7 protein-coding genes and 1 pseudogene are annotated in these 11,572 nt (G+C 70.7%); 5 read left to right on the forward strand and 3 right to left on the reverse strand.

The window, feature by feature from the left end; translation table 11 throughout:
* The 3 genes from AB0I59_RS41175 to AB0I59_RS41185 are packed head-to-tail and all read right to left on the reverse strand — an operon-like array spanning position 1 to position 3,748.
* Positions 1-834: a sugar ABC transporter permease gene (locus AB0I59_RS41175; RefSeq protein WP_061261536.1), complete on the reverse strand. Its 834-nt coding sequence runs from the start codon at positions 832-834 to the stop codon at positions 1-3.
* Positions 834-2,417, reverse strand: a complete 1,584-nt coding sequence (locus AB0I59_RS41180; RefSeq protein WP_061261537.1) for an ABC transporter permease subunit — start codon at positions 2,415-2,417, stop codon at positions 834-836. The genes AB0I59_RS41175 and AB0I59_RS41180 overlap by 1 nt, the downstream gene beginning before the upstream one ends.
* Positions 2,414-3,748: a sugar ABC transporter substrate-binding protein gene (locus tag AB0I59_RS41185; protein WP_358142312.1), complete on the reverse strand. Its 1,335-nt coding sequence runs from the start codon at positions 3,746-3,748 to the stop codon at positions 2,414-2,416. Before AB0I59_RS41185 ends, AB0I59_RS41180 begins: the two co-directional genes overlap by 4 nt.
* A 169-nt stretch (positions 3,749-3,917) precedes the next feature.
* Between AB0I59_RS41185 and AB0I59_RS41190 the strand changes: the two genes are divergently transcribed.
* The 5 genes and pseudogenes from AB0I59_RS41190 (at position 3,918) to AB0I59_RS41210 (ending at position 11,364) form a co-directional block, all read left to right on the forward strand.
* Positions 3,918-4,937, forward strand: coding sequence for a LacI family DNA-binding transcriptional regulator (locus tag AB0I59_RS41190; protein WP_061261538.1), 1,020 nt, complete (start codon positions 3,918-3,920; stop codon positions 4,935-4,937).
* 66 nt (positions 4,938-5,003) lie between these two features.
* Positions 5,004-6,344: pseudogene (locus AB0I59_RS41195) on the forward strand (sensor histidine kinase); the annotation flags it as partial.
* 179 nt (positions 6,345-6,523) lie between these two features.
* Positions 6,524-8,584: an N-acetylneuraminate synthase family protein gene (locus tag AB0I59_RS41200; RefSeq protein WP_358142317.1), complete on the forward strand. Its 2,061-nt coding sequence runs from the start codon at positions 6,524-6,526 to the stop codon at positions 8,582-8,584.
* An 84-nt stretch (positions 8,585-8,668) separates the two neighbouring features.
* Positions 8,669-9,589, forward strand: coding sequence for a glycosyltransferase family 2 protein (locus AB0I59_RS41205; protein ID WP_061261539.1), 921 nt, complete (start codon positions 8,669-8,671; stop codon positions 9,587-9,589).
* An 80-nt stretch (positions 9,590-9,669) separates the two neighbouring features.
* Entirely contained in the window at positions 9,670-11,364 is a 1,695-nt protein-coding gene (locus AB0I59_RS41210; RefSeq protein WP_358142320.1) for a polysialyltransferase family glycosyltransferase, read from the forward strand.
* Positions 11,365-11,572: the final 208 nt, after the last annotated feature.

An 11,572-nucleotide genomic window follows, 5' to 3' on the forward strand; every position in this document is an offset into this window, starting at 1 on the left:
TCATCCCTTCACGGCGCCCGCGGTGAGCCCGTGGACGATGTATCTCTGCAGAAACTGGAACACGAGGACCGTCGGTATCGCGGTAAGCAGCGTCCCGACGGCGAACATGCCGAAGTTGGCGTTGCGCTGGTCGGCGAGCAGGCCGAACAGCCCGACCGCGAGCGTGCGGGCGTCGTCGCCGGTGAGGAAGACGCTCGCGATGAGGAACTCGTTGATCGTGGCGATGAACACGAGCAGGCCGCTGATCGCCAGCACCGGCGCGGCGAGTGGCAGGACGACCCGGAGGAACGCCTGGGTGTGGGTGCAGCCGTCGATCATCATGGCGTCGTCGAGCTCCTTGGGGATCGAGTCGAAGAAGCCCTTGATCAGCCAGGTGTTCACCCCGACCTGCCCGCCGATGTAGAGCAGGACGACGCCCCAGACGCTGTTCAGCCCGAACACCGGCCAGTTGTCGCTGATCGCGCTGAAGATCACGTACAGCGGGACGATCGCGAGGAACTGCGGGAACGCCTGGATGACGAGCAGGCTCACCAGCCCGGCGCGCCGCCCGGCGAAGCGGAACCTGCTGAACGCGTACGCGGCGAGGGCGGAGACGGCGACGGCCAGAGCCGCGGTCAGCCCGGCGACGACGACCGAGTTGCGGTACCACGTCCAGAAGTGGGTCTCCTCGAACAGCCGGAGGAGGTTCCCGAGGCCGGCGCCGCGCGGCACGAGGGTGGCCGAGCTGAGGGTCCCGATCGGGTTGAGCGCGGCCGACACCACGAACACGATGGGCAGCACCGCGAACGCCGTGACCAGTACCGCTGCGGCGTGCCGCCACACGATCGTGCGCATCACGTCACCTCCTTGAACGCCCGGGTACGCCGGAAGCCGATGATCGAGATCACCGCGACGATCAGGTAGACGTAGATCGACATCGCCGCGGCCAGGCCGTACTGCGCGCCCTGCTGACCGAACGCGAGCCGGAACGTGTAAGTGATCAGCAGGTCGGTGGCGCCGACCGTGGGGTTGTCCGACGGGAACGGCCCGCCGGAGGTCACCAGGAAGATGCCGTTGAAGTTGTTGAAGTTGAACGCGAACGACGACACGAGCAGCGGCGCGAGCGCGAGGAGCAGCAGCGGCAGGGTGACCTTCCTGAACCGCTGCCAGGGTGAGGCGCCGTCCACCTCGGCCGCCTCCATGTACTCCCGGGGGATCGTCTGCAGCGCGCCCGTCGCGACCAGGAACATGTACGGGAATCCCAGCCAGAGCTGGACGAGCAGCACCGAGAGCCGCGCGGTGAACGGCGTGCCGAGCCAGTCGGTGTGTAGGCCGAGCATCCGGTTGATCAGGCCGAAGTCGGTGTTGAACATGTCACGCCACACGAGCAGCATCGCGAACGCGGGCATCGCGTACGGCAGCACGATCAGGGTCCGGTAGGCGCGGACGCCGCGCATCCGCGGATGGTGCAGCACCAGTGCGGCGGCCAGGCCCAGCGCGGCGGTGAGCGCGACGACCGCGATCGCGTAGAAGAGGTTCCACACGAAGACGCCGGCGAAGTGCGCGTTGATCTTCGGATTGGTCAGGGCGGCGCCGAGGTTGGACAGCCCGACGCCGACCTTCCATCCCTGCGGGAGCGCGCTGCCGTCCTCGGCGACGAACCTGCCCTGCTCCTCGTCGGACCTCCAGATCTTGCCGTCGCCGCTCACGCAGTCGCAGCCGGCCTTGTAGGCGAGCGCGGCTCTGCCCTGGTAGGCGCGGGTCAGTCCCTGGCTCCGGATGGCGCCACCCTTCACGGGCACCGCCAGCGCGGTGATCTCCGCGCTCCGCGCCGACGCCTGGGCCGCCGTCAGGACGGTGTACCCCTCGGCGGCGGTGATCCGCCCGCCGGGGCCGAGGGACGCGCCGCCGATCTCCCGCAGCCCGTCCTCGGTCCCGGCGTACGCGGCCCGCTTGGCGGGATCGGCCAGCAGGAAGACGAGGGCGCCGTCCTTCTCGGCCACGGTGAGGCGGAACTCGGCCGAGCCCGCCTCACGCCGTACGGACGACGTCTCGATCGCGGTGATCGCCTCCGACTTGGTGCCGAGGTGCCCGTCACCGGTGTTGGTGAGGGCGAGCGACATCGTGTAGAGGACGGGGAACACCTGGAAGGCCACCAGGAGGAACGTGGTGGGCAGCAGGTACTTGGCGGGCAGCCGGCGCGGGGTCAGGTAGGCCCACAGGGCGATCCCGGTCGCGACCGCGGTGATCGCCATGCCGGTCCAGTCTCCGGAGGAGACCAGCGGGGCCGCGGCCCACAGGGCGATGCCGACGATGAGGCCCAGGGCGAGGACGCGGACGGCGACACCCGTCGCCGAACCCGGCCAGGTCCGCGCACGCGAGTGCGCCGCACCGGCCCCCGCCCGGTCGGACCGGGCGGGGTTCCGCGTGATCGTCATCCGTTCTGCCCGAGCTGCTCGGCGATGGCCTTGCCCGCGGCCTTCACGGCGGGGCCGACGTTCTCGCCCTTGACCACGGCGTGGATGAGCGTGTTGAACGGTCCCCAGACGGCGACCATCTGCGGGATCGCGGGCAGCGGCACGCCGTTCTCCGCGGCGGCCTCGAACTTGGCGACGTCGGGGTCCTTGGCCGAGGCGTACGCCAGGGCGCTCTTCAGCGCGGGCATGCGCGGCTCGGCGTCGAACAGCGCCTGGGACACCTCGGCCGAGGCCAGCGTGTTGGTGACGAACTCCTGCGCGAGGGCCTTGTTCTTGCCCTTGCTGGCCACGAAGAACGCCTGGACGCCGACGAAGCTGCGGGCGGGATCGCCGCCCTTGAACCCGGGCACCGGGGTCACGTCGTACTTCACGCCCGCGGTGCGCACGTCGGCCAGCCGCCACGGCCCGGAGACCATGAACGCCGTCTTGCCGTCGGCGAAGAGCGCGGCCGAGTTGTCGGAGGTGAAGGAGCGCTTGAGCGCGCCCGCGCCCTTCTCGCCGAACTCGGCCACCTTCTCGAAGGCGGCGATCGACTCGGGCGTGCCGACGCCGAGGTCGGCCGGGTCCGGGTCGCCGTTCGGCTTGGTCCCGAACAGGTGGCCGCCTCCGGAGGTGTACAGGGGGTACATGTGGTACGTGTCGCCGGACTGGCCGTCCTGCTGGCTGATCGGGTATCCCACGATCTCCTTGACCTTGCCGGCCGCCTTGAGCTTCGCGCCGGTGGCGACCAGCTCGTCGAAGGTCTTGGGCGCCTCGGGCACGAGGTCGGTGTTGCGGTACAGCGCCAGGTTCTCCACCGCGTACGGCACGCCGTAGACCTGCCCGTCGTAGGTGACGGCCTTGCGGGCGACGTCCACGTACCCGTCCAGCTGGTCCTGGGTCATCTGGATGGGGTCGATCAGCCCGTTCTGGACCAGGTTGCCGATCCAGTCGTGGGCGCCGACGAGGACGTCGGGGCCCTTGCCCGCCTGGGAAGCGGTGACGAACGTCTGCTGCTGGTTCTGGGCGACGACCACGACGTCCGCCTTGACGCCGTTCTCCTTCGCGAAGGCGTCAGCGAACGGCTTGAGGGTTTCGGACCGCTTCTGGTCGGCCCAGATGGTCAGCGTGGCGGCCTCGGCGTTCTCGGCGGGCGCCGCGGAGGACGCCTTGCCGGTCGCGGTGTCGCCGTCGGCACTGCCGCCGCTGCCGCCGCAGGCGGTGAGCGCCAGGCAGGCGGCCAGGCCGAGGGCCAGACCGGAGACCAGGCGCGGGGCCGGACGGGGAGCGAGCGCTCCGAAGGTTCTGCGCACAGCATTGCTCCAGGGAAGGAGGGAAGGGCCGGAGCCCTGGATGGGGGGAAACCGCGCGGTGTGCGGAGAAGTTAACAAGACATTTCGGTTCTTGAAAGGGGTTGCACAAATTTGCTGCAATGTTTCAAGATTCCTTGGGACGTTCCAGCGAGCGGATCGGAATCCCCCCATGGCAGTACGACTCGACGACATCGCCCGGCAGGCGGGCGTCAGCAAGGCGACCGTCTCCCGCGTGCTCAACGAGCGCCCGGGAGTGAGCGCGAGCGCGAGAAGGGCGGTGATCACCGCCCTCGACGTGCTGGGTTACGAGCGCCCGAGCGCCTTGCGGCCGCGCAGCTCCGGCCTCGTGGGGCTGATCGTCGCCGAGCTGCAGAATCCCGTGTTCCCGCTGTTCGCGCAGGTCATCGAGAGCAATCTGGCACGGCACGGCTACACCGCCGTCCTCGGCACCATGACGCCCGAGGGCGCAGGCGAGGACGAGTACGTCGGCATGCTGCTGGACCGGGGCGTCTCCGGCATCGTCTTCGTCTCCGGCCTGCACGCCGACACCACGATCGACCGGTCCCGCTATGAGGACCTCAGACGGCAGCGCATGCCGATCGTGTTCGTCAACGGCGAGCTGCCCGGCCTCGCCGTACCGACCCTGTCGTGCGACGACGGCGTCGCGGGGCGGATCGCGGCCCGGCACCTGATCGACCTCGGCCACCGGAGGATCGGCTTCCTGAGCGGGCCGGCCCGCTACTCCCCCGTCCGGCGGCGGCTCGCCGGGTTCCGCCAGGCCATGCGGGAGCTGCTCGGTCCCGGGGCCGGCGAGCTCGTCGAGCTCACCACGTTCGACGTCACCGGCGGCCAGGCGGCGGCGAACCGGCTGCTGGAGCAGGGCGCGACCGCGCTCGTCTGCGGCAGCGACCTGATGGCACTCGGCGCGATCCGGGCGGCGCGGCGCCGCGGCCTGCGCGTGCCCGAGGACGTCTCCGTGGTCGGGGCGGACGACTCGCTGCTGATGTCGTTCACCGATCCGCCGCTCACGACCGTCCGCCAACCGGTCCTGGCGATCGGCGTGGCGACCGTGCGCACCCTCATCGACGAGATCAGGGGCCGGGGCGGCAAGGCGGCGGAGCACCTGTTCGAGCCGGAGCTCGTCGTACGGGCCTCCACGGCCGCATGCTCCACCAATCCGGCACTTTGAACAGGTTTAGTCAGATCTTTCCGGTGTCGCGAATCCGTGCCGTATCACGGTCAGTAACCTCAAGAAATGTCCCTCCCCTGGCTGCGCGAGCTGTCCATACATGCCCGCCTGACGTTGATCACGACCGTCGTCGCGTTGCTCGTCCTCATCCCGCTCGGGGTCGGGGCCGACTACGGGATCCGGCGTGCCGTCAGCGCGCACATGTGGGACGAGTCACGGCAGCTCGCCTCTAAGATCGCGGCCGACGTACGTGAGGGAACGCTGCGCAACCCCATCCGCACGCCCAGACCGGCAGAGCTGATCCAGGTCGTCACACCGTCCCGGCAGGTCGTCGCGGCCAGCGCGTCCGCGCGCGACCTGCCCGTCATAAGCCCGAGGTGGCCGCGCCCGGACGACAGGTTCACCGAGTTCACCGCCTGCAACCTGCCCGGCGGCAAGTGCGCCTACATGGTCGCGCTGCGCACCGGTACGCAGCCGGGCGCGCCGGTCGTCTTCGCGGGCCGCCAGCAGCCTGTGATCACCCAGACCCGGCTGCTCGAACTGATCCTCGCCGGCGTGGTCGCGCTGCTCACGGCGGTCATCGCGTGGGTGTCGTGGAAGATCGCCGGGCGCGCGCTGCGCCCGGTGGAGGCCATCAGGTCGCAGCTCGCGGCCATCAGCGGCAGCGACCTGAGCTCCCGGGTGCTCGAACCCCCGGGCCATGACGAGATCGCCCGGCTGGCCCGCACCGTCAACGAGGCGCTGGCGCGGCTGGAGCGGGCGGTCACCCAGCAGCGGCAGTTCGCGGCCGACGCCTCGCACGAGCTGCGCACCCCGATCACCGGCATCTGCGCCCAACTGGAGAGCGCGCTGCCGCACCCCGACGACCACCCGGAGGCCATGAAGGCGGCGCTGCGCGACACCAAGCGACTTGAGGCGATCATGAGCGACCTGCTCTTCCTCGCACGGATCGGCACGACCGACCGCTCCATGCGGGAGAAGATCGATCTCGGGGCGCTGGCCACGACCGAGGTGAACCGCCGGCGTTCCGGGCCGATCGAGATCGACCTGCGGGTCACTCCGGGGGTGACGGTCACCGGAGTGAGCACCCATCTTTCCCGGGTGCTGGTCAACCTGCTGAACAACGCGGAACGGCACGCCAAGAGCCTGATCACCGTCGAGGTGGGCCGCAGCGGCGACGAGGCGGTGCTCGCCGTGGGCAACGACGGGGATCCCGTCCCCAAGGAGGACCGCGAGCGCATCTTCGAGCGGTTCACGCGGCTCGACGCGGCACGCAGCAGGGACCAGGGCGGGACCGGACTCGGCCTGGCCATCGCGCGCGAGGTCATCCAGGCGCACCACGGGAGCATCCGGGTGGAGGACACCGACAGCGGCGCGCTCTTCGTCGCACGGATTCCCATCAGCCCCGGTACGGAGGCCCCCGACACGGACACCGACACGGACACAGGCACGGGCACGGGCACGGAAAGTTAATACGGGCGCCCCTGGGTGTTCAGCTCGGGCACCCCCTGCGTGACATCCCCCTGACTAGGTTCTGGGACACCCCCGGACATCTGGGGTGTCGTCGCAGGTAGAAGGAGTGCCCCGTGCGAGTCCTTGCCGTTGTCCCCGCCCGTGGCGGTTCGGTGGGCGTACCGCTGAAGAACCTGGAAAGGGTGGGGGGCGTCCCCCTGGTCGCCCGCGCCGTCGGCGCCTGCCTGCGGGCCGGGCTCATCGACGACGTCGTGGTGAGCACGGATCACGAGGCCATCGCCACGGCCGCCAGGGAGGCGGGCGCGCGGGTCGTCGAGCGTCCCTCGGAGCTGAGCGGAGCCGTCGCCTCCAGCGAGTCGGCCGTACTGCACGCGCTCGGCACGCTCCCCGAGGAGCCGGAGGTGGTCCTCCTCGTGCAGTGCACCAGCGCCTTCATCGACCCTGACGACCTGGACGCCGCCGTCGGCCGGGTCCTCGACGGTCAGGCGGACGTCGTCTTCTCCGGTATGGAGACGTACGAGTTCGTGTGGACCGGCGCGGGCGCCGGCGTCAACCACGATCCCGCCACCCGGCCGCGCAGGCAGGACCGCGAGCCGCACTACCGCGAGACCGGCGCCTTCTACGTGATGCGCACGGAGGGCCTGCGCGAGCACGGGCACCGCTTCTTCGGCCGGGTCGCCGTCCAGCCGGTCCCCGCCCGGCACGCCGTGGAGGTCGACACACCCGAGGACCTGGAGATCGTACGGGCGCTCGCCCCGTTCGTGGACGAGCCGCTGCCGATCGACGTGGACGCCGTGGTGACCGACTTCGACGGCGTACACACCGACGACCGCGCGTACGTCGACTCCGAGGGGCGCGAGATGGTCGCGGTCAGCCGGTCCGACGGCATGGGGGTGGCGCTGCTCAAGCGCTCCGGCGTCCGGCTGCTCGTACTCTCGACCGAGCGCAACCCGGTGGTGGCCGCTCGTGCCCGCAAGCTCGGCGTGCCGGTGCTGCAGGGGCTCAACGCCAAGGAGACCGCGCTGCGCGACTGGCTGGCGATCGAGGGGCTGGACCCGGCGCGGGTGGCCTACGTCGGCAACGACGTCAACGATCTCGGCTGCATGGCGCTCGTCGGCTGGCCGGTCGCGGTCCCCGACGCCCATCCCCGGGTCCGTGCGGCCGCCCGGGTGGTGCTCACCCATGCCGGCGGGGCGGGAGCCGTACGGGAACTGTGCGACCGGGTGCTCGCGGCCCGGCCGGAGTCGGAGAGCCCCGCCGAGCCCCGGCGGGTGGCGCGGCCGCCGCTGCGCGTCAAGGGCGCGCCGGTGCGGATCGGCGAGTCCCTGGTCGGCCCCAGCCTGCCCGTCTACATGATCGGCGAGATCGGCATCAACCACAACGGCGACCTCGAGATCGCCCGCAGGCTGATCGACGTCGCGGCCGACGCGGGCTGCCAGGCGGTCAAGTTCCAGAAGCGCACCCCGGAGATCTGCGTGCCGCCGGAGCAGCGCGGCCAGATGAGGCAGACGCCGTGGGGTGAGATGACCTACCTCGAGTACAAGATCCGGACGGAGTTCGGCCGGGACGAGTACACCGAGATCGCCAAGTACTGCGCGGCACGCGGCATCGAATGGTTCGCCTCGCCCTGGGACGTCCCCTCGGTGGAGTTCCTGGAGGAGATGGACGTCGTCACGCACAAGGTGGCGTCCGCCTCGGTCACCGACCACGAGCTGCTGCGCGCCCTCGCCGCGACCGGCAAGCCGATCATCCTCTCGACCGGCATGTCCACGATCGAGGAGATCGACCGGGCCGTGGAGATCCTCGGCACCTCCGGCCTGGTGCTCATGCACGCGACCTCCACGTACCCGCTGCCTCCGGAGGAGGCCAACCTGCGGACGATCGTCACACTTCAGGAGCGGTACGGCGTGCCGGTCGGCTACTCCGGCCACGAGCGCGGTCTGCAGATCTCCCTCGCGGCCGTCACCCTGGGCGCGGTGGCCGTCGAGCGGCACATCACCCTGGACCGGACGATGTGGGGCTCCGACCACGCCGCCTCGCTGGAGCCGAGCGGCCTGGAGCACCTGGTCAGGGACATCCGCATCATCGAGTCCGCGATGGGAGACGGCGTCAAGCGCGTCTTCCCCGGTGAGGAGGCCCCGCGGGCCCGCCTCCGCCGCGTCCCCGCGCCGTGATGCCTCTCGTGACCGTTCTCATGACGGCTCTCGTGGTGGAGGCAGCCCGGTGATCGAGTGCGACCCGGTGACGGGAGGCGGCGTGTGCCCGCGCTCTCGGTGATCGTCGCGGTCCGGGACGGCGAGCCGTACCTGGCGGACGCGCTCACGTCCCTGACCCGCGATCCGCGCCCTGACCTCGAGGTCATCGTCGTCGACGACGGGTCGGTGGACGCCACGTCGGCGGTGGCCGAGGACTTCCGCGCCGACCTGCCGGGGTTCCGGCTCCTGCGCAACGCCGTACCCGCCGGTGCGGGCGGCGCCAGGAACGCCGGGCTCGCACTGGCCTCGGGACGGTATGTGACGTTCCTCGACGGGGACGACTGGGTGGCGCCCGGATACCTGGCCGAACTGGTGGCCTCGATCGACGCGCTCGGATGCGACTTCGTCCGGGTGGACCACGTCCAGGTCGAGGGCCGAAAGCGGGAGCTCTTGCGGGCCCCGGAGAGCAGGCGTGACACGGTCCTCGACCCTCGGGACGCCATCCTGCCGTTCGACGCCAGGACGATGGTGGACTACGCGTACGCGTGGGCCGGGATCTACCGCCGCGACCTCGGACCGCTGCTCGCCTTCCCGGACGGCCTGCGGACCGCCGAAGACCGCCCGTGGATCTGGCGACTGCACCGGAAGGCGCGATCGTTCGCCGTGGTGTCCCTCGCGGGCGTGTTCTACCGGCGCGGGGTGCCCGGGTCGCTGACCGCGGTCGGGGACGAGCGGCAGCTCGACTTCTTCACCGCGTACGAGACGATCCTGGACGAGGTGGAGCCCGGGTTCCTCCTCAAGGCCGCGCGCAACCTCACCGGGCTGCTCGCGCACCACGTGGAGTTGATCGACCGCTTCACCCCCGAACTGCGGGCGAGGTTCGAGGAGCGGGCCGCCGCCGTCCTCCGGCGCGTCCCGGCTGAGGCGCTCGCCGGAATGGACCCCGACCGCCGTGCCCTCGTGGAGTCCCTCGGACTGCCCTGACACGGGCACCCGGAGCGGCGGGGTGGGGACGGTGCGGGTTCAGCTCGCGGGAACGGCATGACACGGATCATGGGAGGGACATGGCACGGACCACGCTGTTCTGCGCCTCGACACTGTTCGGGGCGATGACCCTCGCGGCGGCATGCGACGAGGGCCGGTTCAGCACCGGACGGAGAATCCTGCTGGTGTCGAACAACGCGGCCATCCCCGAGATCACCCCCGCCCTCGACGAGACCCCCGGCTTCGCGGGGATCCGCGACCGGTTCGACGAGGTGGTGTCCTGGAACGCGATCATCGCCCCGCTGCACCCGTCGGAGTGGAAGGCCCGCTCGGTTGAGGTGCCGATGCTGGGCCGTCTCCTGTCGGCACGCCTGGGCGAGCCCGACGAGCTGGTCGTCGAGTCGATCGCCGTGCCGCCCTCCCGTACGCTCGCGGGACTGCTCAAGGACCTGCCGATCAGCGTCTACTCGGACGGCCTGATGGGTTATGGTCCCACCCGCATCCCGCTGCCCGCGGAGATCTCCGGCCGCGTCACCCGCCTGCTCCACCTCGATCTCGTGCCCGGGCTCGTTCCCCTGCTCCTGTCCGAGTACGGCGTGCCGCCCGAGGTCGTGTCCGGATCCGCCTTCACCCACGTGATCGGGCAGACCGGAAACGACGTCCCATCCGTAGCCGCCTCCGAGATGCCGGCCGGCGCCTTCCCTGATGCCGCCCCAGCGGGGCTGTCAGATGTGGCCGTCCTGCCCGGTGCCGCATCAGACGAGATGCCGGCCAGGATTCCGGTTGCCATTCCGAGCGGCCCGGCGCCGAGCGAAGGGCGTCCTATCGCGGAGCCGTCGAGCAGGGAGCCGTCGATCGAGGCTGCTCCGCGCAGTGAGGCAGGCCGTGAGGGACCGCGCGCGGACGGACCGGGTTGGGAGGCCGTCATCCTCGGGCAATACCTCTCCTCTCTCGGCATCCTGACCTCCGCCGAGGAAGCGGGACTGCACGAGACGATGCTGCGCGGCCTGGCCGCCCGGGGCCACCGGCACGTGGTCTTCAAACCCCACCCGGCCGCCGGGCGGCGACACGCGCGCGAGCTCCGGCCGCTCGCCGAAGAACTCGGAGTCGAGCTGCTGATCACGCCGGGGACGATCCCCGCCGAGGTCTGCTTCGCCGTACATCGCCCGCGGCTGGTCGTCGGGTGCTTCTCGACGGCGCTGATGACCGCGCGGCGCTTCTTCGACATCCCTGTCGCGACCGTGGGCGGAGACCTGGTTCTCGAACGGCTCTCGCCGTACGAGAACAGCAACCGGATCCCCGCGACGATCGCCGATGCCGCGCTACCCCGGCTCGCCGCCGACGGATCGATCGAGGAGCCGCCTCCCGTGGACCTGAGCGCCCTGGTCCGAGCGGTCGGCTACTGCATGCGCAGCTCGGCGCACCCGGACCTGCGCGACGCGGCCGAGGCGTACATCGGCGAGAGCGGGACCGCGCGCTATTTCAAACACCGCCGTCTGGAATCACTCGGCCTGCTTCCCGCTCCGGAACCTGAACCGATAACGGGACGTAGGCGACCGGAACCGGAGCGAACGCGGAAGCCGGTCAGGGGACAGGAGCGGGATCTGGTCCCGCCAACGACGTCGCTGCCGAGCGTGGCCCCTGCGACCGAAGGCCGCTCGGAGCCGGGCTCTCCGTCCCAGGAGCGGGAGAGTCCGCCGGGAGCAGAACGGGCACCGGGGTCGGAACCCACCAAGACGCCCGCCTCGCGCCTACGCCGCTTCCTCTCCCGCTGAGATCCCGTCGAACGCGCGGCACAGGACGAGAAGCGATGGGACCCAACAGCTTTAACGATTGAAACTGGAATTCCAGCTAAACGCTTCCCGTGCTTTGTACGGGCAGCTCGGGCGGCGTTTTTGTCGGTGGCGGTTGTTAGCGTTGCGATGTGAATATCGAACGGCAGCCGATCCCCGACGGCCTGGGCGACATGCCCCCGGGCGTGGG

Source organism: Microtetraspora glauca (assembly GCF_040656155.1).
GTDB classification, from domain to species: domain Bacteria; phylum Actinomycetota; class Actinomycetes; order Streptosporangiales; family Streptosporangiaceae; genus Microtetraspora; species Microtetraspora glauca.

Coding starts and splice junctions, on each gene's coding strand:
- AB0I59_RS41175 (WP_061261536.1), bottom strand. CDS start 834: ATGCGCACGATCGTGTGGCGGCACGCCGCAGCGGTACTGGTCACGGCG.
- AB0I59_RS41180 (WP_061261537.1), bottom strand. CDS start 2,417: ATGACGATCACGCGGAACCCCGCCCGGTCCGACCGGGCGGGGGCCGGT.
- AB0I59_RS41190 (WP_061261538.1), top strand. CDS start 3,918: ATGGCAGTACGACTCGACGACATCGCCCGGCAGGCGGGCGTCAGCAAG.
- AB0I59_RS41210 (WP_358142320.1), top strand. CDS start 9,670: ATGGCACGGACCACGCTGTTCTGCGCCTCGACACTGTTCGGGGCGATG.